The organism is Cytobacillus oceanisediminis (genome assembly GCF_003182355.1).
Classification (GTDB): domain Bacteria; phylum Bacillota; class Bacilli; order Bacillales; family Cytobacillaceae; genus Cytobacillus; species Cytobacillus oceanisediminis_A.
In genome coordinates, this window is record NZ_QGTW01000004.1 from 179854 (window position 1) to 205661 (window position 25808).

Here is a 25808-nt window from a genome sequence, read left to right on the forward strand (position 1 = left end):
CTAAAAATCATGATTCTCTCCTATTTCGAATGAAATTCCGTAATCGCTTCACGCAAATAGCCGTTATGTTTTTCCAAAAGCTCCGCGGCTGCTTCGCCTTTTAACCCGGTTAAAATTTGCAGGATGGCAGCCTTCGTATTATGCTTTTGCTCCAGAAGAGCGGCTTTGGCTTCCTCATCGGATGCACCTGTTGCCATTTTGACGATATTTTCCGCACGTTTGAACAGCTTTTCATTGGTCATTTGCACGTCTACCATCAGATTGCCGTACACTTTTCCGAGCTTGACCATAGATGCTGTCGTAAGCATGTTCAATACCAGCTTTTGCGCAGTTCCAGCTTTCATTCTTGTTGAGCCTGTAACCACTTCCGGACCCGTGATTGGCGCAATCGTATATCTTGAGATTTTCTCCATCTCGGAATCTTTTGTGCAGGCAACCGAAACAGTAACAGCCCCGACTTCGTTTCCGTATTGAAGCGCTCCGATTGTGTATGGAGTACGTCCGCTTGCTGCGATTCCGACAAGTACATCATTTTCCGTCAGATTGATATTCATGACATCGTGGCGGCCTTGCGAGCTGTCATCTTCAGCCCCTTCAATCGCTTCGGTCATCGCTTCTTTTCCGCCGGCGATAATGCCGAGAACCATTTCAGGATCGGTTCCATAGGTTGGGGGACATTCGGAAGCATCAATAATGCCAAGCCTTCCGGAAGTGCCGGCACCCACATAAATGAGGCGGCCGCCTTTTTTAAAGCTGTCCACAATCTCATCCACTACTTTTACAATATGGGGAATTTCCCTGGCGATTGCGTTGGGAACAATTGTATCCTCCTGGTTAATGATCGTAATAATTTCTTCAGTTGTCATTAAATCGATTTCCATTGTTTTTGGATTTCGCTGCTCAGTGTTCAGCTTCGTAATATTCATCATTGATCCCTCACCATTAATTGAAATTTTGTTCCCGCTTTGATTTCATCCAAAAGAGGAAGGTCTTCCTCTTTGACTCTGGCAATCACATTGACGCGCGCATCCTGCGGAAGGTTTGCCAGAGTGATTTGCATTTCGCCTGCATAGCGTCCGTATAACACATTATCAACCGTCACCATGCCTTTATTACGTCCCACCTGGTTAGAAGGTTCCAATTTATTTTGTCCCTGCTGGGCATATGATCTTGATTCTACTGATCGGACCACATCCCGGGCAGGATCCATGCGGTTTGTATGGATTTGTTTAAAAAGGTCCTCATGGTGCTGTCCGCCAAGAGTCTCGATGCGAAGCGGAATCACACCCCCGGCAATTTTGGTTAATTGCATCAATGTCTCATCATTTACCGAATGGTCACCGATTAATACTTTATCCGTATAACAGCTGTTCATTAATTCAGCAGCTGCAGCAGCCGGGGAGAAGCCCCGATGTTTTTCCAAAGTCGGTAATCCTGAGAAAATAGGTCCGCGGAGTTCGCCATCACCGGGAACAAATGCCATCGTCGTAATACCCATTCCTTTTAGGAATTGGTTTCTTTTGATTAAAAAGTCTTTATCCAAACCCGTTTCAGGGCGCGGGTAAAAGTTATGCCAAGCCTCTACATTGCTGGCGTTTAAGCCGAGGTCTAGCCACTCTTGCAGCTCCTCTGCCGAAATAGTGCTCGCATTTATTCCGAGTTTCATTTTTTTCGAGAGTTCAATAATTTGAGCAGAAGAAAAGCCGTAATCAGCCCGAATGCCAGCAAGGCCCCAGTCAAGAAGGGTATCGATCAATTCCCACTTCAAACCCAAGTGGCCCAATGATTGCGGAGAGACATCCGCCAGCAGTTCCATATCGTGCTTTTTGGCCAGAGCACCGAGCTCCTGCAGCAAATCCTTATATGTACTGGGGTCGTCTTCAGGAATATGGAGGGAGGTAAAGATGGATTTTAACCCAAAAGAAGCTGCTTTCCCAATCCATTCCGCATTTTGTTCCTGCCGTTCTTCTGATAAATAGACTGATATTCCAAGCATTATGCTCACCTCAATTTAGGTCTGAATTTTTAAAAAATACGCCCTCATAAGTAAAGAAGGAGGAATCGCTCCTCCTTCTTTAGTTTAAGTACCTTTGAAATAGATAACTGTCTAGCTTAGGCCCCTTATCGACTAGACGTGCTTCCCTCACCTCATCTACGACGACGCGCAGGACGTGCGCGTTTCCGAGCGTTATAAGTCAACATCGAATCGCTATCGCTCTTCGTGTTTCCTTTATCTCAAAAAGGAACTCAGACTAAAAGCGCCACGTCCTGTGGCAAAGTCTGAGTGACCCACATCCTGTGGGCCTCAGTCCACCACGCTCCGTCGATGGGCACTAAGGAAAGCTACTTCGAATAAGCTACGCAGGAACAAGCCGCTTTTTGCTTGTTCCGAAGGGCGCCTCCGCTTTTCTTAGATATTCTTAGCCATTTCTTCTTTGAATCCGAACATCCATGTGAAGAGGAAGCCAAATGCATAGGCAATTAATAAACCGATTAGGTACAGTACTATTTGATGTGTGTGAACGAGGAAGGCAAGCGGTATGCCGGAAACCCCGATTGCAATCGTAGCAATTTTAAAGAACGCCTGGAAGGCTCCGCCAACAGCAGCTCCTAGGCATGCTGTTAAGAACGGGCGTCCCAATGGAAGGGTAACCCCGAAGATCAGCGGTTCGCCGATGCCGAGGATACCAACTGGAAGGCCGCCTTTAATGACTTTTTTCAGACGGGCATTCTTTGTTTTGAAATAGATGGCAAATGCTGCACCGACCTGGCCTGCGCCGCCCATTGCAAGGATAGGGAGAAGCGGGTCGTCGCCGATTGTATTGATTAATTCCATATGAACCGGTGTTAAACCCTGGTGCAAGCCGGTTACAACAAGCGGAAGGAATGTTCCGGCAAGTACTAATCCGGCAAGGACGCCGCCAATATCAAGAATGCCAAGCAATCCTTTTGTAATGATATCAGACAGGAATCCGCCAACAGGCTGCAGGATAAAGAATGTTGCAAAGCCTGTGGCTAACAAAGCAAGAGTAGGTGTTACAATAATATCGACAGCTGATGGAACCACTTTTCGAATTCGTTTTTCTAAAAAGGCGATTAGAGCAGCTGCCAGCATGACGCCAATTAATCCGCCTCGCCCAGGAACAAGTGCTTCACCGAAAAGAGTAATATTAGCAAGACCCGGGTTGATTAACAGGATACCGGCCGCACCACCAAGAGCAGGCGATCCGCCAAATTCCTTCGCTGTGTTAATACCAACAAACACACCCAGGTAACTGAATAATCCCCAGCCAATTAAGCTAAGCATCTGAACTAGAGTTGATTCCGGATCAGCGCCGGAGCGGATTACTACGTTTGTAATCCCCGCGACCAAACCGGATGCAACAATCGCAGGAATCAGCGGAATGAAGATACTTGCAATTTTTCTTAAAAATAATTTGAATGGAGTGGCATTTTTCTCATTGAGTCCAGCTTTTGTACGTGCAGCCAGTCCTTCCAGTGAAGTGTCAATTTCTTCGTCATCATCCACAGAAGCAACATTCATCCCTGTCATTTTTGAAACCTCGTCAGCTACCTTAGTGACAATTCCTGGACCAAGAATGATTTGCAGTGTTTCTGCTTCAACAACGCCCATAACTCCGTCAATATCCTTGATGCCTTCGAGGCTGACCTTGCTTGCATCAACCGGTTTTACACGAAGGCGTGTCATGCAGGAAGCCAGTTCCGCGATATTGCCGGTGCCGCCCAACTGATCCGTAATCTCTTTCGCCAAGCGTTCTTCTTTACGCATGAGCTTTTCCCCCTCTAAAAAAATAGAATACAAGTGCAAGAAACAGATAAAAAGCCAATGAATCCGCTTACATACTTATATTACCAACTGACAGTATAGTTGTCTATACCATTTATTCATATTTTTATATTGTTACAGATTTCGTGCCTGTCTTATCATAACTATACGCTTTATTTACTGAAAAATTGTCCATTGCCATGTGGATTGCGCAAAAGGTCCTATAAAAATACTTAAACTTTTGTAAAAATCGTTTTCAGAAATTTGGTTCTGACTTAAAAAGTGCTAAAATAAAGTGAAACTTCCGTCAGCCTGTTTTTGGCTGACGGTTAGTTGAACCAATCGGGCCTTTACGGACAGTTAATTTCACGGAATAGAATATGTTATTTTCTCTGCTATTTAAAAAAGAGAATTTTACTGTCCGTTAATCTGCGATAAAGTGAAACTTCCGTCAGCCTGTTTTTTGGCTGGCGGTTAGTTGAGGCCCGCATGATGCTGGTCACTCAGGCGTTGCGACAGGACGTCGCGGTTTTAGCCTGAGTTCTATTTCGGGCCTTTACGGACAGTTAATTTCACGGAATAGAATATGTTATTTTCTCCGCTATTAAAAAAAGAGAATTTTACTGTCCGTTAATCTGCGGGAATTTGTTACAGGAATATTTTCACATATAAAGAAATCATCCCAGAATTGCCAGCATAAAGGAGGAGCTTATATTGGTAAAAGTACGCACAAAAGATATTATAGAAAAATTTGGTCTTGAGCTGATTGCCGGGGAGGAAGGCATTAACCGGCCGATTACGACGAGTGATATTTCACGGCCGGGCCTTGAGATGGCGGGCTATTTTGATTACTATCCGGGAGAAAGGGTTCAGCTGCTGGGGAAAACGGAGCTAACCTTTGCGGAAAAATTAAACGATACAGACCGGGAAAGCCGCCTGGAACGTTTATGTACCGATATTACGCCGGGCATTATTATTACAAGGGGCCTTGATATTCCAGAAGAATTAATTGAAGCGGCTGAGCGCGAATCTGTCCCTCTTCTTCGCTCCAAGCAAAAAACAACCCGTTTTTCCAGTTTGCTGACCAATTTTCTTGAAAGCAAGCTTGCGCCAACGACTGCAGTCCATGGCGTTCTTGTGGATATATATGGAGTAGGTGTGCTGATTACCGGTAAAAGCGGAGTTGGTAAAAGTGAAACCGCGCTTGAACTCGTGAAGCGGGGACATCGTCTGGTTGCGGATGACTGCGTGGAAATCAGGCAGGAGGATGAAGATTATCTTGTCGGAAACTCGCCTGAACTAATTGAGCATTTGCTTGAAATCCGCGGGCTTGGCATCATCAATGTCATGACGTTATTTGGAGCAGGTGCAGTCCGCAGTTATAAGAAAATCTCCATCGTTATGAATCTGGAGCTATGGGATCCGAAAAAACAGTACGACCGTCTTGGGCTTGATGAGGAAAAAATGAAAATCATAGATACGGAAATCACGAAGCTGACGATTCCGGTCCGGCCAGGGCGTAACCTTGCTGTTATCATTGAGGTTGCCGCCATGAACTTCCGTTTAAAACGAATGGGCATGAATGCAGCCGAACAGTTTACCAGCCGCTTATCTGATGTCATTGAAGACGGTGACCATGAGGATCGTTAAGTTTGCTTTTATTTCAATCAAACGTTTGATTGGAGTCTGATAAACGGCATTCTGACAGGGGCTTCGGCTTTATAAATAGAGGAACCAAAACTTAGATAACTGTCTAGCTCCAGCGCCTACCCCCTCGAGGTGTCGGGGGTGACCAAGGCGCTTGCGCTTTTCAATGAGAAGGAGAAGTGATCATGGAAAACAATATACAGCCGCTTGACCCGATCGCCATTTCCCTTGGACCGATCCAAGTCCATTGGTATGGCCTTATTATCGGTGTCGGCATTGCGTTGGCTCTCATTATTGCAATGAGGGAAGGGGAGAGAAGGGGACTTCCCAAGGATATTTTTGCGGATTTAATGCTTTGGGCCATTCCGATTGCCATTATTTCAGCACGGATTTATTATGTTATATTTCAATGGGACTTTTACTCACAGAACCCTGGTGAAATTATAAAATTATGGAATGGCGGAATTGCTATACACGGCGCCTTGATTGGAGCGGTCATCACCGCGTATATTTTTGCCAGGAAAAAGAAGATTTCCTTCTGGCAGCTTGCTGATGTTGCGGCACCAAGCATTATTTTAGGGCAGGCAATCGGACGCTGGGGCAATTTTATGAATCAGGAAGCACACGGCGGGGAAGTCAGCCGTGCCTTTTTGGAAAATATGTACCTGCCTGAATTCATTATTAACCAAATGTACATTAACGGTGCTTATTACCATCCGACGTTTTTATATGAATCGATTTGGAATATAATTGGTTTTATCATCCTTATATTATTAAGAAGAGCCAATTTGCGCCGCGGGGAGCTTTTCTTAACGTATGTGATCTGGTATTCTATCGGCCGTTTCTTCGTAGAAGGATTGAGAACAGACAGCTTGATGCTAACCGACACATTAAGAATCGCGCAGACGATTTCAATTGCTCTTATTATTGGAGCGCTTGCCCTCATTTTCTATAGAAGAAAAACAGGTTTGGCAGACGCCCGCTATTTAGATAAAGCATAGAAAATTTAACGAACAAGGAGAAAAGAGATGCTGGTTGAATCATCGAAACGGGGGCTGATGGTCGGCTTAAAGACAACATGGACGCTTGGAAAAGTCATTTTCCCGGTTACGCTGATCGTGGCGATGCTGCAGCATACGCCAGTGCTTCCTTGGGTTATAAAGCTGATCACGCCTCTAATGAATCTGATTGGGCTGTCAGGAGATGCAGCCATACCGCTTGTTTTGGGAAACTTTTTGAATTTGTATGCCGGGATCGGGGCGATTTTAACGCTTGATCTCACGGTAAAAGAAGTTTTTATTATCGCAGTAATGCTGTCTTTTTCGCATAATATGCTGATTGAGTCAGGTGTGGCCCTTAAAGTCGGCGTAAAGCTGTGGGTTATTCTCGCCGTAAGATTTGGCCTTGCGTTCCTAAGTGCTATTGTCATCAATCTTGTATGGCAGGGCGGTTCGGAAACGGCTAAGTACGGATTTATCCCTGCAAAAGAAGAACAGGTATCCGGATTCATTCCCATCATGATGGATGCACTGCAAACAGCACTGCTTGGGATTTTCCAGCTTGCCATAATTGTTATACCGCTTATGGTGACTATTCAAATTTTAAAAGACAAACAATGGCTCGCTGTTTTTTCAAAATGGATGGCGCCTGTCACAAGGGCGCTGGGTATGAAAGAAAATACGTCAACCACTTTGGCGGCTGGATTGCTGATTGGTCTCGCCTACGGGGCGGGTGTTATGATACAGGCTGTTCAGGAGGATGGTGTCAGCAAAAAAGATGTAACGATCGCATTTGTGTTCCTCGTAGCCTGCCACGCTGTTGTGGAGGATACGCTGATTTTTATTCCTCTTGGCATTCCAATCCTGCCGCTCCTGCTCATCCGATTGGGTGTGGCAATTGTGCTGACACTGGTGGTCGCAATGATTTGGAACCGTGCTGATCTGGCAAAAAGAAAGGAAGCAACATATGAATATTAACACTATTTTATTTGATTTAGACGGAACATTAATCGATACAAATGAATTAATTATTTCTTCATTTTTGCATACGCTGGGGCAGTATTACCCGGACCGCTATCAGCGTGAGGATGTCCTCCCGTTTATGGGGCCCACGCTTCATGAGACATTTGAATCGATCAACCCGGAGAAAGTCGAGGAAATGATCGCAGTTTACCGGGAGTACAATATTAAAAATCACGATATCCTTGTGAAGGAGTTTGAAGGCGTATTCGAAACAGTACGGACTTTAAAAGAATCCGGCTACAAACTGGGCATCGTAACTACCAAGGTTTCCAATGTAGTTGAAAAGGGCTTAAAGCTGACAAATCTTGATCAATTTTTTGATGTGGTTGTGACGCTTGATCATGTTGAAAAGCCGAAGCCGGATCCGGAGCCTATTTTAAAAGCATTGAATTTATTGGATGCAAAGCCGGAAGAAGCAATCATGGTCGGGGATAACTCCCATGACATTGAAGGCGGAAAAAACGCTGGCACGAAAACGGCAGGCGTCGCTTGGACAGCCAAGGGCCACGAGTTTCTGGCCCGCTTTGAACCGGACTATATGCTCGACAACATGGCTGACCTGCTTGATATCCTTGAGGCAGAAAAGCAATGAGAAAAACGGAACGTTACCCCGTCGAGGGCGGCAATTCTCTCTGGCATGTGTATAAAACCGTTCCGTTCTGGAAGGTCGTCAAAAACTTTGTCGTAATCCAGTTGGCACGCTATACGCCATTCCTGGGCTTGAAGAATTGGCTTTACCGGACGTTTCTGCGTATGAAGGTCGGGGATCAAACATCATTCGCGCTCATGGTCATGCTGGATGTCATGTTTCCGGAAAAAATCAGCGTCGGCCGCAACACGGTTATCGGCTATAACACAACGATTCTGGCACATGAGTACCTGATCAAAGAGTATCGTCTCGGCCGAGTCGAAATTGGCAGCGAAGTCATGATCGGCGCCAATTCGACGATTTTGCCGGGTGTCACGATCGGTGACGGAGCCATCATATCCGCGGGAACGCTCGTCCACAAGGATGTGCCCGCCGGAGCTTTCGTTGGCGGTAACCCGATGCGGATTATCTACACAAAAGAAGAACTCGCCGGACGCTGGGCCGACGATCCGATTTATGGCGTTAATGAGAAGAAGGCTCCGCTGGCATAAACTGGCGGGGTTTTTTTTATGCGGGAAAGCTGTGATCAGGAGGCTGGTGGATAGGACCACAACCGCATCAGATGAAGGAGTGGCGCATAAATTCAAAAAGTGACGCAAAAACACGGAAAGTGCTTCATATATTTTATCGGTCTTCAGAAGCCTCAAATTGCCAGCTAAATTAGATAAAGTTTGGTAAAACCCGAAAACTTGCTGGATATGCCGCCAAACATACTTAATAAACTAGAAGGACCAATCAGCAGATACGATCCCAGCATCAAGCTGTATATTCTAAGCGCAAAAAAACTCAATCGGCTCAAATAACCTCCCATATAAAAGTACAAACTAAAAGAAAGCTCCTTTTTCAAATCAAAAAGGAGCCTTTTTTTATGCCGGACCCTATTTTTCTGTAATCTATCAGTTGACGGCAAACCCGAAGCGCGTTACACTACATATAACTTCAATTTGCTACCATATTAGCGAACTAAAGGATTCGGAATTTTTTATCATAGAGGTGAATCATTTTGAGCCGATTATTTATGTTTGAAAAGCCATTGGGCATGAGAGATACATTACCTGATTTGTATGAAAGAAAAGCTGCAGTCAGGTCATCCATTCAGGAAGAAATGAAGCGCTGGGGCTACCAGTTCATTGAAACGCCTGCGCTTGAATATTACGAAACGGTGGGAGCGGCGTCTGCAATTCTTGATCAGCAGCTGTTCAAGCTCCTTGACCAGCAGGGCCACACACTTGTCCTCCGCCCGGACATGACGGCACCAATCGCACGGGTTGCGGCTTCACGTTTGTTAAAAGATGAGCTGCCAATCAGGCTGGCTTATTCAGCGAATGTTTACCGCGCCCAGCAGCGGGAGGGAGGCCGCCCGGCCGAGTTTGAGCAGATCGGCGTTGAATGTATTGGCGACGGTACAATTAGTGCAGATGGAGAAGGAATGGCACTGATGATTTCTTCCTTAAAAGAAGCAGGGCTCCAGAACTTCCAGCTGTCTGCCGGCCATATCGGTTTTGTGCGCGAATTCTTCCAGCAGATTCTAGGAACAGAAGAAAGAGTCGAAAACTTAACTAGATTTTTATATGAAAAGAATTATGTAGGGTATAGGGAACATGTAAAGAGCCTGGCCCTTTCATCAATTGATAAACAAAGGCTTCTTGACTTCCTCAAATTAAGAGGCGGAGAAGAAGTTATTGAGCTGGCTTACGGCCTCCTCGAAAACGGTACAGGCAAAAAGGCGCTTGCCGAGCTGCAGCAGCTATGGGGAATCATGCTTGATTACGGCCAGGAGGATACAGTCAAATTTGATTTAACGCTTGTCAGCCATATGAGCTATTACACGGGAATTCTTTTTGAAGTCTATGCCGGAAACGTCGGTTTCCCAATTGGAAACGGCGGACGATATGATCTTCTGCTGCAAAAATTCGGGAAAGACACAGGAGCTACCGGATTTGCGATCAGGCTGGACCGTCTTCTTGAAGCGCTTGAAGACAATAAAGCAGCTGAACCTGTGTATTGCATTTTATATAGCCCGGAGCGTCGCAAAGAAGCGTTCCAGCTTGCGAAGGAACAGCGCTCCTCCGGAAAGAATGTCGTCCTCCAGGATATCAGCGGTGTAAAGGATTTGGATGCCTGCACGAACCAGTATGAGGATATTACCTTTTTAGTCGGAAAAGCTGGAAAGGAGAGCGTAAAATGAGTGATGTTTTAACAATTGCGATGCCGAAGGGCCGTATTTTTGAAGAAGCTGCGGAATTGCTGCGGCAGGCGGGCTTTCAATTGCCTCCTGAATTTGATGATTCGCGCAAGCTGATTATAGATGTACCGGAAGAAAAATTCAGGTTCATACTTGCAAAACCGATGGATGTTCCAACTTATGTGGAGCACGGCGTTGCCGACCTCGGAATCGCCGGGAAGGACGTAATGCTTGAAGAAGAACGTGATGTTTATGAACTGCTTGATTTAAAAATCAGTGCCTGCTATCTTGCGGTTGCCGGTTTGCCAAACACAAAGCTTAATGATGTTGCTCCTAAAATCGCGACGAAATATCCGCATATTGCAGCAGCCTATTTCCGCGAGCAGGGAGAGCAGGTTGAAATCATCAAGCTGAACGGCTCCATTGAGCTGGCGCCGATGATCGGGCTTGCAGACCGGATCGTGGATATTGTTTCAACTGGCCGTACGCTAAAAGAAAATGGACTCATAGAATATGAAACAATTGTCGGCATCACTTCAAGGCTGATTGTCAATCCTGTCAGCTACCGCATGAAGGATGAACGAATCAGCGAGCTTGTCGGCCGTCTGTCAGAAGTTATTTCAGGAGAAGAAATTCGTTCTTAAAGGATGTAGAGCCCTATGAAAATTTTGAAAGTAAACGACCAGATTTCAATTAAGCGTTCGGTTGATAGTGGAACGGAAGAACAGCGGGCGATTGTAAAAGATATCATTGAAACTGTTCGCAAAAATGGAGACCAGGCGTTAAAAGGATATACGGAAAAATTTGATGGCATCTCCCTTGATGATTTCGCGGTGACACAGGCTGAGATTGAAGAAGCCTATAGCCAGGTGGATGAAGAAATCCTTGAAATAATTAGGGAAGCATCCGATAACATTAAGTCATTCCATGAAAAGCAGCTTCGCCCGTCCTGGATGACAACTGAGGAAAATGGCACTGTCTTAGGGCAAAAGATTACACCGCTTGATTCGGTAGGGTTGTATGTACCAGGCGGAACTGCGGCATATCCGTCATCCGTACTTATGAATGTAATTCCGGCAAAGGTGGCGGGCGTCAAACGGATTGTGATTACTTCACCTCCTGATAAAAAGACCGGCAAGCTCCCTCCGGCGGTTCTGGCAGCAGCGCACATCGCAGGAGCGGAAGAAATTTATAAAGTTGGCGGCGCACAGGCCATTGCGGCTCTTGCATATGGAACAGAAACGATCCTTCCTGTCGATAAAATCACTGGTCCGGGAAACATTTTTGTAGCCCTCGCCAAGCGTGAAGTTTTTGGCGATGTGGATATTGATATGATCGCAGGTCCAAGCGAAATTGCAATTCTTGCAGATGAAACGGCACAGCCAAATGAGGTGGCGGCCGATCTTTTATCACAGGCCGAGCATGACCCGATGGCGAGCGCTGTGCTCGTTACACCATCGGCAGCTTTGGCAGAAGCGGTTTCAGCAGAAGTTGAAAGCCAGCTTGCTGTGCTCCCGCGCCAGGAAATTGCTGCTCAGTCGATTGAGAATTATGGCGCCATTTATGTGACTGAAAGCATGGATGAGGCAGTTGAAACGGTTAACAATCTCGCTCCGGAACACCTTGAAATTTTGACAGAGAATCCCATGGTGCTTCTTGGACAGATCCGACACGCAGGTGCGATTTTCCTCGGAAGATTCAGCCCTGAACCGGTCGGCGATTATTTTGCAGGCCCGAATCACGTCCTGCCAACCAACGGAACCGCCCGTTTTTCAAGTCCGCTAAACGTGGAGGATTTTCAAAAGAAATCAAGTATTCTTTTATATAGTGAAAAAGCTTTAAGAAGCAATGGCGAAAAAATTGCGGCATTTGCGCGTCTAGAAGGACTTGAAGCCCATGCCCGGTCCATTGAAACTAGATTAAGAAAATAAGCTGGAGGAATAATTATGGCCAGAACTGCAGAAATTTCCCGTAAAACAAATGAAACAAATATCTCACTGTCCTTGAACATAGATGGGGAGGGCAAAAGTGACCTGGAGACAGGCGTGCCTTTTATGACCCACATGCTTGACCTGTTCGCCAAGCACGGACAATTCGACTTGAACATCGTTGCAAATGGCGATACGGACGTTGATGACCACCATACGACAGAGGATATCGGCATCTGTCTTGGACAAGTGCTGAAGGATGCTTTAGGTGATAAGAAAGGCATCAAGCGCTATGGCAACGCTTTTGTTCCAATGGACGAAGCATTGGCTCAAGTGGTGGTTGACCTCAGCAACCGGCCTCATTTGGAAATGCGCGCCGAGTTTCCAAGCCAAAAAGTAGGCACGTTTGATACGGAGCTTGTGCATGAATTCCTCTGGAAGCTTGCACTTGAAGCAAGAATGAACCTGCATGTGATCGTCCACTACGGACAAAATACACACCATATTATTGAAGCGATTTTTAAAGCGCTTGCTCGTGCTCTTGATGAAGCAACAACCATTGATCCGCGGATTAAGGGAGTTCCATCAACGAAAGGGATGTTGTAAATGATCGGCATCATTGATTACGGAATGGGGAATCTTTTTAGCGTCAGCAAAGCGCTCGAACGCTTGGAAGTGCCTTATTTTTTAACTGAAAATAAAGATGAGCTGATGAAGGCAGATGGATTGATTTTGCCGGGAGTCGGCTCCTTTAAAGATGCAATGTCCATCTTAAATTCTACAGGCCTTGCTGATCTGGTAAAAGAGTATGCAGAAACAGGAAAGCCGCTCCTGGGTATTTGCCTCGGGATGCAGCTTTTGTTTGAGGGCAGCGAAGAAAATGGGCTGACAGAAGGTTTGCAGCTCTTGCCTGGACATGTAAGAAAATTTCCTGGAGTTACAGCAGAAGGCGAAACGTATAAGGTTCCGCATATGGGCTGGAATCACCTTAAATTCCTACATAGCTCTCCAATTTTAAAAGGGCTTGAAGAAGATTATGTATATTTCGTTCACTCCTATTTTGTGAATACAGATGATAAAGAAGTTGTCATCAGCAGAAGCTTGTATGATGTAGAAGTGCCCGCGGTTGTAGGAAGAGGAAATGTATTCGGAATGCAATTCCACCCTGAAAAAAGCAGTTCGCTCGGCATGTCACTGCTGCGCAATTTTACCGAGCTGGTTGAAGAAAGGATGTCTGTGAAATGAGTTTTGCCATTTATCCTGCAATCGATATGAGAGGCGGCAAATGCGTCCGGCTGCTGCAAGGGGACTATGACAAGGAAACGGTTTACGGCGACTCTCCTTTTGATATGGCAAAAAAGTTTGCCGATGAAGGAGCGGACTGGATTCACATGGTAGACCTTGACGGCGCAAAGGACGGCAAACGGGTAAATGATGAGTATGTTATCCAGGCAGCTCGCGAGCTTGGCGTTTCTGTCCAAATCGGCGGCGGAATCCGTACGGAACAGGACATCCTGCACTATCTTGAAAATGGTGTAACCCGTGTGATTATCGGAAGCATCGCTGTTTCCAGCCCCGAGTTTGCAATCGAAATGATCAGGAAGTACGGAAGGGCCATTGCTGTCGGGCTTGATGCAAAAAATGGCTATGTTGCGACACATGGCTGGCTTGAAACCTCTGAAGTAAAGGCAGTTGATCTGGGGAAAAAATTTGCCGATTCAGGTGCTGAAACTTTTATTTTTACCGATATTGCAACAGATGGGATGCTATCCGGACCAAACGTTGAAGCGGTTCGCCTCCTCGCAAAAGAAACAGGCAAAAATGTCATCGCTTCCGGCGGTGTCAGCCAGCTTGCCGATCTAAATCAATTAAGACAGTTCGCTTCTGAAGGTGTTGCGGGGGCAATTGTTGGAAAGGCCATTTACGAAGGCCGCTTTACAGTTACGGAAGCCCTGAAAGAGGTGAAGGAATAGTGCTGACAAAAAGAATTGTTCCTTGTCTGGATGTTAAAGATGGCCGTGTTGTAAAAGGAATTCAGTTTGTCCAGCTACGCGATGCCGGCGATCCGGTTGAACTTGCCCGTTTTTACGATGAGCAGGGTGCCGACGAGCTTGTATTCCTTGATATTTCTGCGTCTCATGAAGGACGGAAAACAATGGTTGAGGTTGTCAAGGCGGTTGCTTCTGAACTTGCGATTCCTTTCACAGTAGGGGGAGGGATCAATGCGCTTGAAGATATGAAGCGGATCTTGCGTGCAGGGGCTGACAAGGTCTCGTTAAATACAGCAGCTGTCAACAACCCCGATTTGATCACGGAAGGTGCGAACTTCTTCGGATCCCAGTGCATCGTCGTTGCCATTGACGCGAAATATGATGAAGAGCTAGGTTCGTGGCGCGTTTACACACATGGCGGACGGACACCAACAGAACTTGAAGTCATTGCCTGGGCACGGGAAGCTGCAGAACGCGGAGCCGGTGAAATACTGCTGACAAGCATGGATTCAGACGGCGAGAAAAAAGGCTTCGATATTAAGCTGACAAAAGCAGTCAGTGAAGCTGTTTCGATTCCGGTTATCGCATCCGGCGGTGCAGGCAATGCCGACCATTTTGCGGAAGCATTTATCGACGGAAAAGCAGATGCCGCGCTGGCAGCATCGATTTTTCACTATAAAGAAACATCTGTTGAAGAAGTGAAAGCGTACATAAAGGATAAAGGGGTGGTTGTCCGATGAATATCGAAAATGTGAAGTTTGATGAAAAGGGGCTAATCCCTGCTGTGGTGCAAAATGCGCAAACAAAAGAAGTTTTAACATTGGCTTATATGAATCGGGAATCTCTTTTGAAATCAGTGGAAACAGGCGAAACCTGGTTCTTCAGCCGTTCCCGCAATGAGCTTTGGCACAAAGGGGCAACAAGCGGAAACACGCAGAGAATCGTTGAAATGAAGCTTGATTGCGACCAGGACGCCATTGTGGTCCTGGTGGAACCCGCAGGGCCTGCCTGCCATAAAGGAACAGAAAGCTGCTTTGAGGAGAGAGTATACGGGGAAGAAGCCGGCAGATCTGCTGCAGACTTGGCCGCTTACGAAATCCTTTATACACTTGAAAAAGTCATCCAAGAACGCGAAAAGACCCGCCCTGAAGGAGCTTATACGACTTACCTCTTTGAAAAAGGCGTCGATAAAATCCTGAAAAAAGTCGGCGAAGAATCAGCGGAAGTCATCATCGCAGCAAAAAACCGCGATAAGGAAGAACTAAAATGGGAATCAGCCGACTTGATCTATCACTTAATGGTACTCCTGCGCGAACAGGACCTGCCTTTTAATGAAGTTTTGAGAGTATTAAATAAGCGGCACGATAAGAAATCCGAACCGGCCTCCGAATAAGGGAGGACGGTTTTTTTATACAATGGTCGAGTTGCCTTGAATTGTGTGAGATGTTAGATAAAATCTGAAACATGCTAGATAAATCTTTAAAGGTATTAGATAAAATTAAAAACATGCTAGGAAAAACTCAAAACGTGCCAGGCAAGTAAAATTCTCTTTATTAAAAGCAGGAGGATAGTGTGATTTAATCGAATATTTTCTTAAAATGACTAGGGAGTGGTGCTTTTGATAATTAAAAAACGTACAATTCCAATTAGGATTCTCAAGAATGGCGCACTTTTAAGAAGGATGCCTAAAAATCATAAGGTGCGAGCTAAAATTGAGGAAGATCTAGCAAGACGGTGGGCTGGTTATCGAGGGGAAGCAGCTTTGGATTTTCATTTAAGCAAACTCCCGGAAAATGAATATATGATTTTTCATGGGATTCGCCTCACGAACGGGAAGTATTTCTTTCAAATTGACACTTTAATACTTTCTGCGAAATTCGCCATTATTTTAGAAGTGAAAAACTTTTCAGGTACATTATTTTTTGATCCTCAGTTTAATCAAATGATTCAAACCACATTAAATGGCGAAGAAAGAGGTTACCCTCATCCCATTGAGCAGGCTAATCTACAAGCGGAAGAGCTTAAAAAGTGGCTATCAAAACGAGGAATTAATCTCCCGGTTGAATTCTTCATTGTTATAAGCAAACCATCTACTATCCTTCGAACCCCTCCAAGAAATTCTCAAATTAACCAAAAAATTATTCATTCCCAATATCTAATAAGCAAAATTGATAAAGTAAGTATGTCCTACAAAGAAAAACAGCTTGATATCAAGGCGCTAAAGAAGGTTTCCAAAATTATTTTAAAAGAACACACCCCTGAATCACTTGATATTTTAAAATTTTATAAAATTTCAATGGATGAAATTTTAACAGGCGTGCTATGTCCGGTTTGTATTGCAAAGCCTATGGAAAGACGGGATGGCAACTGGCTATGTAAAGCATGCAGACTATTAAGTTCTAATGCACATTTTAAAACTGTTGCGGACCTTTTTTTATTAAATAACGGTGTTCCTATTTCCAACAAACAATTTCGCGAGTTTCTTCATCTTTCGTCTCCTCACATATCCAGGAGAATATTAGTATCCCTCAACCTCCCACAAACCGGTACAGGCAAAGGCCGCCGCTACCTTCCTCCGCCCAATTATCAGGACATTGCCGATTTGGATATCCAGCTGTATTAAACTGCTGCTATAACCCAAATATAACAGCGCTAAGATTTCCAATAAAAAAGTCCAGCTGGAAATACTATTGTAATTTCATCCCTTCTCTGCAGGCTCGTTCATATGATATACTACTTTAGTTACTAACATTAATGGAGGATTTCATGAGCAAAGACTCTAAAGCTAGACACCAAAAAGGAAAGTTACTGTCATTTATCCCGACAGGTGAGTACTATTTTTCCAAAGGAATTAAGGCGTACCATCGCAGGGATTTTCATAAAGCGAAGAAATACTTAATGCGGGCAATGCAGCTTGAGCCGGGTGAACCGATGATTGTTTGCCAGCTTGCGATTGTCCATTCCGAGATGGGTGAGCATCAGGAATCCAATCGTTTGCTGCATATGATTCTGGAGGAGCTTGATGAGGATATGGTGGAGTGCCATTATTTCCTTGCAAACAATTATGCTCATCTGGGTCTTTTTAAGGATGCTTATCAGCACGCGAATACGTATCTTGATTTGGATCGGGACGGAGAGTTTACGGAAGATACAGAGGATCTATTGGATTTGCTGACGCTTGAGGCGGAGGATTTGGATGAGGACTTGTACGAGCAGGATGATTTAATTACGAAGCAGGAGCACGCACGGGAATTGCTTGAGTCCGGGCATTTTCCAAAGGCGGTTGAAATCCTCAATTTGGTTATTAATGAATATCCTGAGTATTGGTCCGCATATAACAATCTGGCATTGGCGTATTTTTACCTGGGAGAAGTTCAAAAGGCCTCCGATATTCTCGAGAAGGTTCTCGAGGAAAACCCGGGGAATCTTCATGCCCTTTGCAATAAACTTGTTTTCGCCTTTTACGAGCGTGATTTCAGGCAGGTGCGTTTGTTAAAAGAGGCACTGAAAAAAATAAAGCCGCTTTCGATTGAACATCAGTTTAAGCTTGGTGCGACTTTTGCTTTAACAGGCGAGTACGAAGCTGCTTTTTCATGGCTGCGCAAGCTTCAGAAGAAAGGCTTTGAAGGGGACGGCCCATTCTATTACTGGCTGTCTTACTCTGCTTATTTTACCGGCAGGGAAGAACTGGCGAAAACTGCATGGAAGAAAGCAATCGAAATCAATCCGGAGAAGGTTGGCTTTGAACCTTGGAATGATGAAAAAGTGACGAATAGCGGTTTTGAAGATCACTATTCTTCCATTCTAAAAAAGCTGGAAAGCGATTATATCGAGGAGCGGTTATTCGGACTTTTCCTAACTTCAGTTTCCAGCAGAAAAAATGACGTTTTGGCCTCAGGCGCAATTGTCCAAAATAACAAGTTTACACAAATGGAAAAGGATTATCTCTTATTTGTTAAAGCAAAGCAGGAAACACCGAACGGGGTGCAGGCTGCACATGAAACAGCCGAGCTTCTATACGAAAACTATCATCCAATTGGTACAGTGGAAGCTGGCTTATATTTAATGTGGTTTACCATCTTTGCGGAAATGACAAACAGCCAGCAGAGTATAAAGAACAAAAAAGCATGGGCTGCAGCGATTGAATATGTTTGGCATAAATTGCGAAACGAAAAGGTTTCACAGTCCAAAATTGCTGGCAGATATGGTATTTCCGCTTCCACGATGGGCAAATATGTGAAATCTGTGAACGACCGCCTTCAGTGAGCAGATTTTTGGACGAAACGCTCTTGGATTTTATAGGATAGCAGTAAGAAGGTCATACTATAATATGCGTAATAAAAGACTTTTTATAAAAAAACCTTTGCGGATATTACAGGAGAGCTGATTACTGAAGGAGTGAACCGTTGTGAGTGAAGAAAAAATTTATGATGTCATTATCGCTGGGGCAGGCCCTGCCGGAATGACAGCTGCTGTCTATACATCCCGTGCAAATCTTTCTACATTAATGCTTGAGCGCGGTGTTCCAGGCGGACAAATGGCGAACACAGAAGAAGTTGAAAACTATCCTGGCTTTGACCATATTTTAGGGCCGGATTTATCTACAAAAATGTTTGACCATGCAAAAAAGTTTGGCGCTGAATACGCTTATGGCGATATTAAAGAAGTGATTGACGGCGAAGAGTATAAAACAGTTGTTGCCGGATCCAAGCAATACAAAGCCCGTTCGGTGATTATTTCAACTGGTGCCGAGTACAAAAAGCTTGGCATTCCTGGTGAAAAAGAGCTAGGCGGACGCGGTGTGTCTTATTGCGCGGTCTGTGATGGAGCTTTCTTTAAAGGCAAAGAGCTTGTCGTAGTCGGCGGCGGGGACTCTGCTGTTGAGGAAGGCGTATACTTAACGCGTTTCGCATCAAAGGTGACAATCGTTCACAGACGTGACGAGCTTCGTGCACAGGCTATCCTGCAGCAGCGTGCGTTTGATAATGAAAAAATTGACTTCATCTGGAATACAACCGTTAAAGAAGTCAACGACAAGGATGGCAAAGTGGGCAGCGTAACACTAGTGTCTACTGAAACGGGCGAAGAAAGGGAATTCAAGGCAGACGGTATCTTCATTTATATCGGAATGGTTCCTTTATCCAAGCCGTTTGCAAGCCTTGGCATTACAAACGGCGATGGCTATATTGAAACAAATGAGCGTATGGAAACGAAAGTGGATGGTATTTTTGCTGCCGGCGACATTCGTGAAAAATCCCTGCGCCAAATCGTAACGGCTACTGGCGATGGAAGTATCGCTGCGCAAAGTGCCCAGCATTACATTGAGGAACTAAAAGAAAGCCTTAAAGCGAAAAGTTAATCTATAAAAAGCTGCATATAGCCACAAAGGCTCTGTGCAGCTTTTTTTATTAGAAAAAATAGCCACTGTCGGCAAAGATTAACAAAAAGTCATGTTGTTTTAATTATCCTGTAACCTGTGTGAAATAAATATCGGGTAATATAGGAATAGAAATTGACCCCCTTTAAAGATATAATCCTTTGTAAAGCACAGGCACTTGGTCTGTGCTCTTTTTTTTATTCAAAGGCTCAGTTAGGCCTGTTGATTTTTGTTTCAGGCACTCAGCGAACGCGGGCGGTCCGGGAGCATGCGGCTTCCGCTCCAATCAACGGGGTGATAAAAACACTATTGAGCTTTAACACAGCCTATTTTAAAGTCCTGCTTAAAGCGTTTTATAAAATTATGCGGCTAATTTTTTTTGGAAATCTGTATTCATTGTGGCTGTAAGACAAAAATAGTATAATGAGAGGAATAAAGAAAAGCGTTAGCCAGCTTTTACATAAAGCGATTCCGTGCAAAAGCAGTTAACGGAACGATTCGGATTAAATAGAGGTGAATAGTGTTGCAGCGAGTCACGAACTGTGTGTTATTAAAAGATGATCAAGTATTGCTTTTGCAAAAGCCCAGACGAGGCTGGTGGGTAGCGCCGGGCGGAAAAATGGAGCCAGGCGAATCAGTAAGGGACTCGTGCATCCGTGAGTTCAGGGAAGAAACGGGCATCTATCTGCGTAATCCCAATATTAAAGGGATATTTACCTTTATTATGAAGGATGGAGATAAGGTCGTACAGGAGTGGATGATGTTTACGTTCCTGGCTACAGCCTCCGATGGTTTAAATGTGGATGAATCTGAGGAAGGCAAGCTTCGCTGGCATTCGTTTTCGGAGATGAAAAATCTGCCGATGGCTGCAGGTGATTCTCATATATTGGAATATATGATTCACGGCCAAGGCATGATTTATGGAACGTTTACGTATACGCCAGACTTTGAATTGATCAGTTACAGGCTGGATCCTAGCTGAATTTTGACATAAACAGGGGGAAATAGAATGAGTACGGGTGCTGTGAATGATACTCAAATGGTCATTATTACGGGAATGTCAGGGGCCGGCAAGACGGTAGCCATTCAAAGCTTCGAAGATCTTGGCTTTTTCTGTGTCGATAATTTGCCGCCGACACTGCTGCCGAAGTTTCTTGAACTGATGAAGGAATCAGGGAATAAGATGAATAAGGTAGCCTTGGTAATGGATTTGCGCGGGCGCGAATTTTTCGATCATTTGTTTAAGGCTTTGGATGAGTTATCGGAGACCTCATGGGTTACGCCGCAAATTCTTTTCCTGGACGCGGATGATTCAACATTGGTAAGAAGATATAAAGAAACAAGACGATCACATCCCCTTGCTCCATCCGGATTGCCCCTTGAAGGCATTAAGCTTGAGCGGGAGCTGCTGGAGGAACTAAAAGGAAGGGCCCAGCTTATTTATAATACTTCCCAAATGAAGCCGAGAGAATTGCGTGAAAAAATTCTTACGGAATTTTCATTAAATAGAAAAACGATCTTCACTGTCAATGTGATGTCCTTTGGATTTAAGCATGGAATACCGATTGACGCAGATCTTGTATTCGATGTGCGTTTCTTGCCAAACCCTCATTATATCGACCATATGAGACCGAAGACCGGTTTGGACGAAGAGGTTTCCAGCTATGTGCTGAAATGGACGGAAACAAGTAAATTCCTCGAGAAGGTTACGGAGCTGCTGAGCTTTATGCTCCCTCATTATAAAAGAGAAGGAAAGGCCCAGCTTGTGGTGGCTATTGGCTGTACCGGGGGCCAGCATCGTTCGGTCGCACTTGCAGAATACATTGCTAATTATTTCAAAAAGGACTACCATACGGCAATCACTCATCGTGACATCGAGAGGAGAAAGGAAAACACCAAATGAACAGACAGCCAAGAATTGTCATCATCGGGGGCGGAACAGGATTGCCCGTTCTATTGCGGGGATTGAAAAAACATCCTGTTGATATTACTGCGATTGTAACAGTAGCCGATGATGGCGGCAGCTCAGGAAGATTAAGAAATGACCTTTGTATCCCGCCGCCAGGGGATATCCGCAATGTGCTGGCGGCTCTTTCGGATGTGGAGCCGCTGATCGAGGAAATGTTTCAGCATCGCTTTGCGACATCCAATGAATTATCCGGTCATTCGCTCGGTAACCTGATCCTTGCAGCAATGACTTCAATTACAGGCAACTTTGTCCATGCCATTCAGGAAATGAGCAAGGTTTTAAATGTACGGGGAAAGGTTTTGCCGGCTGCCAATCAAAGTGTTGTGCTGCATGCAGAAATGGAAGACGGGACAATCGTTTCAGGTGAATCGAAAATCCCATACTACGGCAAAAAAATTAAACGGGTGTTTTTAACCCCGAAAAATATTAAAGCCTTGCCTGAAACGCTGCAGGCGATCAGACAGGCTGATATGATTATTATCGGGCCTGGCAGCTTATACACAAGCATTCTTCCAAACCTGCTTGTGCCCAAGCTCGGCACCGAGGTTTGCCATTCGAAAGCGAAAAAGGTATATATATGTAATTTAATGACACAGGCAGGGGAAACTCTTGACTATACAGCCAGTGACCATGTTAAAGCGTTATATGACCACATGAGCTGCGCTTTTATCAATACGATTCTCGTGAATAATGAGGAGATTCCACCGGATATTCAGGAACGGTACAGCGAAGAAATGTCTAAGCCTGTTGTTTATGACACGGCTGCACTTACTGAATTGGGTCTTGAAATTATGCACGGCGAGATTGTCAGCCATGAAAATGGAATCATCAGGCATGATACAAAAGAAGTTGCCCAAATGCTTTATAATTTGCTTTTGGATGAAACCAATCAGCGTTTTAACGCGTAATATATATGTGTAAAGGCTAATGCCAGTGATATATAAACTGTGCATACGTTTGCCCAGGATAGAATACTATTTCTAAAGAACATTTTTTATCCTGGCTTTAGTTTTTGCAGGTAGGGGGTGAAGGGATGTCTTTCGCTTCGGAAACGAAAAAGGAATTGACGAACCTGGAAATAAAAGATTGCTGTGGAAAAGCGGAATTATCCGCGCTCATCAGGATGAATGGATCACTCTCTTTTTCCAATAGGAAATTGATCGTGGATATTCAGACGGAAAATGCGGCAATTGCAAGAAGAATTTACACACTGATTAAAAAGAACTATCAAGTTCAGGTTGAACTGCTTGTCCGTAAGAAAATGAGATTGAAAAAGAACAATGTTTATATTGTCAGATTGAATGAAGAGGCAAGCATGATTCTTGATGACCTGAAAATTTTAAGCGAGGGATTCGTTTTTACACACGATATTTCCAATGAGCTTATTAAAAAGAAATGTTGTAAGCGTTCTTATCTGCGCGGCGCATTCCTTGCCGGGGGATCTGTTAACAATCCAGAGACCTCATCCTATCACCTTGAAATTGCTTCACTTTATAAGGAGCATAATGACGCTCTCTGTGAATTAATGAATACGTTCGGGCTGAATAGCAAAACGCTCGAGCGGAAAAAAGGATTTATCACGTACCTGAAGGAAGCTGAAAAAATAACTGAATTCCTGAACATTGCCGGTGCCCACTCTGCACTGCTTCGCTTTGAGGATATCCGGATTGTCCGGGATATGCGAAATTCGGTTAACCGTCTGGTAAATTGTGAAACAGCGAACTTAAACAAAACCATCGGTGCAGCGCTGCGCCAGGTTGAAAACATCCGATTCATCGACCAAACAGTCGGCCTGCAGATTCTGCCTGACAAGCTAAGGGAGATCGCCGAATTGCGGGTGGCGTATCAGGATGTCACATTGAAAGAGCTTGGGGAAATGGTCTCAGGCGGCAATATTAGCAAATCGGGCATCAATCACCGATTAAGAAAAATAGATGAAATAGCTGATAAACTCCGAGCAGGAGAAACCATTTCACATCATTAACAAGGAGTCAGCAGGGAGGAGATAAACATGGCGGAAAAACAGGTTGAAGTTAAGCTTAAAACAGGATTGCAGGCACGTCCGGCAGCATTATTCGTTCAGGAGGCAAATCGGTTCTCATCCGATATCTTCCTTGAAAAGGACGGCAAAAAGGTAAATGCGAAAAGCATCATGGGGCTTATGAGCCTCGCTGTCAGCTCCGGGTCTGTGGTTACTTTAAGAGCAGAAGGAAATGACGAAACCGAAGCGATCGAAGAGCTGGCAAAATACATTCAGAAGGAAAACTAAAACAACTCGCATCGGGAAGATGCGAGTTGTTTTTTTAAAAGATAAAAAAATATAACTTTGAACTTTGATAACTGTCTAGCTCCGGCACCCTATCGACTCGACGTGCTTCCCTCACCTCGTCTACGATAAGTCAACATCGAATCGCTATCGCTCTTCGTGTTTCCTTTATCTCAAAAAAGGACCTCAGACTAAAAGCGCCACGTCCTGTGGCAACGTCTGAGTGACCCACATCCTGTGGGCCTCAGTCCACCACGCTCCGTCGATGGGCAAGGGCGCCTCCGCTTTTCTTGTTACTTATCTTTTTTATCTTCTAAAGAGTTGCGGGTAATAATCTGGTCAACCAGACCGTATTCCAGCGCTCTTTCAGCTGTCATGAAGTTGTCTCGGTCAGTGTCTCTTGCGATGACTTCAAGCGGCTGTCCTGTACGCTCAGAAAGGATGGTGTTCAGCTTTTCGCGAAGGAAAAGAATACGCTTTGCAGCGATTTCGATTTCTGTCGCCTGACCCTGTGCCCCGCCAAGTGGCTGGTGAATCATGACTTCACTGTTCGGAAGGGCGAAACGCTTGCCTTTTTCACCAGCTGCAAGCAAGAAAGCACCCATAGATGCAGCCATACCGATACAGATTGTCTGTACTTTTGGCTTGATGAATTGCATAGTATCATAAATAGCCATACCAGCTGTGATGCTTCCGCCAGGGCTATTAATGTAAATGGAAATGTCTTTCTCTGGATTTTCAGCTTCAAGGAATAACAACTGGGCAACGATGGAGTTTGCCACATTGTCATCGATCGCGCTTCCCAGCATAATAATGCGGTCTTTTAAAAGGCGGGAGTAAATATCATACGCGCGCTCCCCGCGGTTTGTTTGTTCAATAACTGTAGGGATTAAGTTCATTTTCCAATTCCTCCTTTAAAATAAGGGTTCAACATACAATGTGAACAAGCATGTTCTTCCAAGTAAAGAAAAATTTTAAGCTGTCTAGCTTCAGCGCCTAGCTCCTCGAGTCATAAGCCAAATCACTCCAGAAATCAGGATTTCCTGCGTGATTCGTCTTATGCTTGTCGACTTGCACAGGATGTGCTGGCTTCAACGTTCGCCACAGGACGTGGCGGCCTTTAGTTGAAGTTCATTTTTTCAAGGCGCTTCCGCATTTCATTTCTGTATGTACTATCATGATACACTGATGGTCAATTAAGGTCAAACAAATCGCATAGAATGCCAGGCTTATTCGTTCGACATCATTTTCTTTGTTGCCCTATCCCATTCCATGATACCCATTGCTCCAGTTTTTAAACAAAAAAACAAGTTTAGCTTACCTGTTGATTTCCGCTCCAGGCACTCGCTTTCCGCGGGCGGTCAGGGAGCCTCCTCGTCGCTTTGCGCCGGTGGGGTCTCCCTTTGACTCGCTTTTCCCGCAGGACTTTGAATAATCAACCTTGAATAAACACCGCACGAAGGAAATGCGGAAGCATTTTCGAGGAGTCTCACGCCTTCCGCTTCAATCAACAGTAAATATAGCCACAATCCTTAACATAGTAACAAAAAGTATGCTTGCAAAGTTAAGGAACATATCATATAATTAATTATCGTAGCGGCTGAGCGCTTGGTCAGCCCGCTATTAAAATATCTGCCCTCGTGGTGCAACGGATAGCACGTAAGATTCCGGTTCTTGAGATGTGGGTTCGATTCCTGCCGAGGGCGCTGCCAAAACTCCTTGTCTGATATGGACAGGGGGTTTTTATTTTACGGAAAATGTCGTTACCTGAAATTTGACTCTATCAGTATATAAATTGGAACCATCCCACTCGAAAAAAGCTTTCCGCATAAAAACCGGCTCCAACCTCATTTAAACGATCGCACAAAAAAATGATTTGACCTTTTTCCATCCAAAAGATAAGAAAATCCATCAGTCAACTTTGCAAATTAGCCATCTTCAATAAAGAAAATAAAAAAATCCGCTAAAAATCTGCATTTTATCCGAAA

The 25808-nt window shown here is 44.7% G+C and carries 25 protein-coding genes and 1 tRNA gene; 22 read left to right on the plus strand and 4 right to left on the minus strand.

What is annotated here, in order from left to right:
• Positions 1–20 precede the first annotated feature (20 nt).
• From murQ to DFO73_RS09765, 3 genes are all read right to left on the minus strand, one after another.
• Positions 21–926 (minus strand): N-acetylmuramic acid 6-phosphate etherase, encoded by a 906-nt coding sequence (murQ, locus tag DFO73_RS09755; RefSeq protein WP_110064805.1) that lies wholly within the window; start codon positions 924–926, stop codon positions 21–23.
• Entirely contained in the window at positions 926–1996 is a 1071-nt protein-coding gene (locus DFO73_RS09760; RefSeq protein WP_110064598.1) for a DUF871 domain-containing protein, read from the minus strand. Before DFO73_RS09760 ends, murQ begins: the two co-directional genes overlap by 1 nt.
• Positions 1997–2410: 414 nt before the next feature.
• On the minus strand, positions 2411–3790 hold the full coding sequence (locus DFO73_RS09765) for a PTS transporter subunit EIIC (protein WP_110064599.1): 1380 nt from the start codon (positions 3788–3790) through the stop codon (positions 2411–2413).
• Between the two features lie 711 nt (positions 3791–4501).
• Here DFO73_RS09765 and hprK point away from each other — a divergent pair.
• From hprK to DFO73_RS09875, 21 genes are all read left to right on the plus strand, one after another.
• A complete protein-coding gene (gene hprK, locus DFO73_RS09770) occupies positions 4502–5437 on the plus strand; it encodes an HPr(Ser) kinase/phosphatase (RefSeq protein WP_110064600.1) in 936 nt (311 codons plus the stop codon).
• A 182-nt stretch (positions 5438–5619) separates the two neighbouring features.
• Entirely contained in the window at positions 5620–6435 is an 816-nt protein-coding gene (gene lgt, locus DFO73_RS09775) for a prolipoprotein diacylglyceryl transferase (protein ID WP_110064601.1), read from the plus strand.
• Between the two features lie 27 nt (positions 6436–6462).
• Positions 6463–7410, plus strand: a complete 948-nt coding sequence (locus tag DFO73_RS09780; protein ID WP_110064602.1) for a nucleoside recognition domain-containing protein — start codon at positions 6463–6465, stop codon at positions 7408–7410.
• Positions 7400–8047 (plus strand): pyrophosphatase PpaX, encoded by a 648-nt coding sequence (gene ppaX / locus DFO73_RS09785; RefSeq protein ID WP_110064603.1) that lies wholly within the window; start codon positions 7400–7402, stop codon positions 8045–8047. The genes DFO73_RS09780 and ppaX overlap by 11 nt, the downstream gene beginning before the upstream one ends.
• Positions 8044–8595, plus strand: coding sequence for an acyltransferase (locus DFO73_RS09790; protein ID WP_110064604.1), 552 nt, complete (start codon positions 8044–8046; stop codon positions 8593–8595). Before ppaX ends, DFO73_RS09790 begins: the two co-directional genes overlap by 4 nt.
• A 512-nt stretch (positions 8596–9107) precedes the next feature.
• A complete protein-coding gene (locus DFO73_RS09795) occupies positions 9108–10292 on the plus strand; it encodes an ATP phosphoribosyltransferase regulatory subunit (protein ID WP_110064605.1) in 1185 nt (394 codons plus the stop codon).
• The gene (hisG, locus tag DFO73_RS09800; RefSeq protein WP_110064606.1) at positions 10289–10933 is read left to right on the plus strand and encodes an ATP phosphoribosyltransferase; all 645 of its coding nucleotides are present in this window, start codon (positions 10289–10291) and stop codon (positions 10931–10933) included. The genes DFO73_RS09795 and hisG overlap by 4 nt, the downstream gene beginning before the upstream one ends.
• Positions 10934–10948: 15 nt before the next feature.
• On the plus strand, positions 10949–12220 hold the full coding sequence (gene hisD / locus DFO73_RS09805; protein WP_110064607.1) for a histidinol dehydrogenase: 1272 nt from the start codon (positions 10949–10951) through the stop codon (positions 12218–12220).
• 15 nt (positions 12221–12235) lie between these two features.
• Entirely contained in the window at positions 12236–12823 is a 588-nt protein-coding gene (hisB, locus tag DFO73_RS09810; protein ID WP_110064608.1) for an imidazoleglycerol-phosphate dehydratase HisB, read from the plus strand.
• On the plus strand, positions 12824–13462 hold the full coding sequence (gene hisH / locus DFO73_RS09815; RefSeq protein ID WP_110064609.1) for an imidazole glycerol phosphate synthase subunit HisH: 639 nt from the start codon (positions 12824–12826) through the stop codon (positions 13460–13462).
• Positions 13459–14190: a 1-(5-phosphoribosyl)-5-[(5-phosphoribosylamino)methylideneamino]imidazole-4-carboxamide isomerase gene (hisA, locus tag DFO73_RS09820; RefSeq protein WP_110064610.1), complete on the plus strand. Its 732-nt coding sequence runs from the start codon at positions 13459–13461 to the stop codon at positions 14188–14190. The genes hisH and hisA overlap by 4 nt, the downstream gene beginning before the upstream one ends.
• Positions 14190–14948 carry an imidazole glycerol phosphate synthase subunit HisF gene (hisF, locus tag DFO73_RS09825; RefSeq protein ID WP_110064611.1) on the plus strand — a complete coding sequence of 253 codons (759 nt, stop codon included), beginning with the start codon at positions 14190–14192 and terminating at the stop codon, positions 14946–14948. The genes hisA and hisF overlap by 1 nt, the downstream gene beginning before the upstream one ends.
• Positions 14945–15601: a bifunctional phosphoribosyl-AMP cyclohydrolase/phosphoribosyl-ATP diphosphatase HisIE gene (hisIE, locus tag DFO73_RS09830; RefSeq protein ID WP_110064612.1), complete on the plus strand. Its 657-nt coding sequence runs from the start codon at positions 14945–14947 to the stop codon at positions 15599–15601. The genes hisF and hisIE overlap by 4 nt, the downstream gene beginning before the upstream one ends.
• Positions 15602–15826: 225 nt before the next feature.
• Complete coding sequence (locus tag DFO73_RS09835) at positions 15827–16831, plus strand: nuclease-related domain-containing protein (protein WP_110064613.1); 1005 nt, start codon at positions 15827–15829, stop codon at positions 16829–16831.
• A gap of 143 nt (positions 16832–16974) precedes the next feature.
• Positions 16975–18474, plus strand: coding sequence for a tetratricopeptide repeat protein (locus tag DFO73_RS09840; protein WP_110064614.1), 1500 nt, complete (start codon positions 16975–16977; stop codon positions 18472–18474).
• A 142-nt stretch (positions 18475–18616) separates the two neighbouring features.
• A complete protein-coding gene (trxB, locus tag DFO73_RS09845) occupies positions 18617–19567 on the plus strand; it encodes a thioredoxin-disulfide reductase (RefSeq protein WP_110064615.1) in 951 nt (316 codons plus the stop codon).
• 541 nt (positions 19568–20108) lie between these two features.
• The gene (locus tag DFO73_RS09855) at positions 20109–20567 is read left to right on the plus strand and encodes an 8-oxo-dGTP diphosphatase (protein ID WP_110064617.1); all 459 of its coding nucleotides are present in this window, start codon (positions 20109–20111) and stop codon (positions 20565–20567) included.
• Between the two features lie 27 nt (positions 20568–20594).
• Positions 20595–21488 carry an RNase adapter RapZ gene (gene rapZ / locus DFO73_RS09860; protein ID WP_110064618.1) on the plus strand — a complete coding sequence of 298 codons (894 nt, stop codon included), beginning with the start codon at positions 20595–20597 and terminating at the stop codon, positions 21486–21488.
• A complete protein-coding gene (locus DFO73_RS09865; protein ID WP_110064619.1) occupies positions 21485–22462 on the plus strand; it encodes a gluconeogenesis factor YvcK family protein in 978 nt (325 codons plus the stop codon). Before rapZ ends, DFO73_RS09865 begins: the two co-directional genes overlap by 4 nt.
• 125 nt (positions 22463–22587) lie before the next feature.
• Positions 22588–23538 (plus strand): DNA-binding protein WhiA, encoded by a 951-nt coding sequence (gene whiA / locus DFO73_RS09870; protein WP_110064620.1) that lies wholly within the window; start codon positions 22588–22590, stop codon positions 23536–23538.
• A 27-nt stretch (positions 23539–23565) separates the two neighbouring features.
• Complete coding sequence (locus DFO73_RS09875) at positions 23566–23823, plus strand: HPr family phosphocarrier protein (RefSeq protein WP_110064621.1); 258 nt, start codon at positions 23566–23568, stop codon at positions 23821–23823.
• 290 nt (positions 23824–24113) lie between these two features.
• On the opposite strand, the gene clpP is transcribed toward DFO73_RS09875, so the two are convergent.
• Complete coding sequence (gene clpP, locus DFO73_RS09880) at positions 24114–24719, minus strand: ATP-dependent Clp endopeptidase proteolytic subunit ClpP (protein WP_110064622.1); 606 nt, start codon at positions 24717–24719, stop codon at positions 24114–24116.
• A gap of 735 nt (positions 24720–25454) precedes the next feature.
• Here clpP and DFO73_RS09885 point away from each other — a divergent pair.
• Positions 25455–25526 (plus strand) — tRNA-Arg (locus tag DFO73_RS09885).
• The last annotated feature ends 282 nt before the right edge of the window (positions 25527–25808 follow it).

Coding starts and splice junctions, on each gene's coding strand:
- murQ (WP_110064805.1), bottom strand. CDS start 926: ATGAATATTACGAAGCTGAACACTGAGCAGCGAAATCCAAAAACAATG.
- DFO73_RS09760 (WP_110064598.1), bottom strand. CDS start 1,996: ATGCTTGGAATATCAGTCTATTTATCAGAAGAACGGCAGGAACAAAAT.
- DFO73_RS09765 (WP_110064599.1), bottom strand. CDS start 3,790: ATGCGTAAAGAAGAACGCTTGGCGAAAGAGATTACGGATCAGTTGGGC.
- lgt (WP_110064601.1), top strand. CDS start 5,620: ATGGAAAACAATATACAGCCGCTTGACCCGATCGCCATTTCCCTTGGA.
- DFO73_RS09780 (WP_110064602.1), top strand. CDS start 6,463: ATGCTGGTTGAATCATCGAAACGGGGGCTGATGGTCGGCTTAAAGACA.
- ppaX (WP_110064603.1), top strand. CDS start 7,400: ATGAATATTAACACTATTTTATTTGATTTAGACGGAACATTAATCGAT.
- DFO73_RS09790 (WP_110064604.1), top strand. CDS start 8,044: ATGAGAAAAACGGAACGTTACCCCGTCGAGGGCGGCAATTCTCTCTGG.
- hisG (WP_110064606.1), top strand. CDS start 10,289: ATGAGTGATGTTTTAACAATTGCGATGCCGAAGGGCCGTATTTTTGAA.
- hisD (WP_110064607.1), top strand. CDS start 10,949: ATGAAAATTTTGAAAGTAAACGACCAGATTTCAATTAAGCGTTCGGTT.
- hisB (WP_110064608.1), top strand. CDS start 12,236: ATGGCCAGAACTGCAGAAATTTCCCGTAAAACAAATGAAACAAATATC.
- hisH (WP_110064609.1), top strand. CDS start 12,824: ATGATCGGCATCATTGATTACGGAATGGGGAATCTTTTTAGCGTCAGC.
- hisA (WP_110064610.1), top strand. CDS start 13,459: ATGAGTTTTGCCATTTATCCTGCAATCGATATGAGAGGCGGCAAATGC.
- hisIE (WP_110064612.1), top strand. CDS start 14,945: ATGAATATCGAAAATGTGAAGTTTGATGAAAAGGGGCTAATCCCTGCT.
- DFO73_RS09840 (WP_110064614.1), top strand. CDS start 16,975: ATGAGCAAAGACTCTAAAGCTAGACACCAAAAAGGAAAGTTACTGTCA.
- rapZ (WP_110064618.1), top strand. CDS start 20,595: ATGAGTACGGGTGCTGTGAATGATACTCAAATGGTCATTATTACGGGA.
- DFO73_RS09865 (WP_110064619.1), top strand. CDS start 21,485: ATGAACAGACAGCCAAGAATTGTCATCATCGGGGGCGGAACAGGATTG.
- whiA (WP_110064620.1), top strand. CDS start 22,588: ATGTCTTTCGCTTCGGAAACGAAAAAGGAATTGACGAACCTGGAAATA.
- DFO73_RS09875 (WP_110064621.1), top strand. CDS start 23,566: ATGGCGGAAAAACAGGTTGAAGTTAAGCTTAAAACAGGATTGCAGGCA.
- clpP (WP_110064622.1), bottom strand. CDS start 24,719: ATGAACTTAATCCCTACAGTTATTGAACAAACAAACCGCGGGGAGCGC.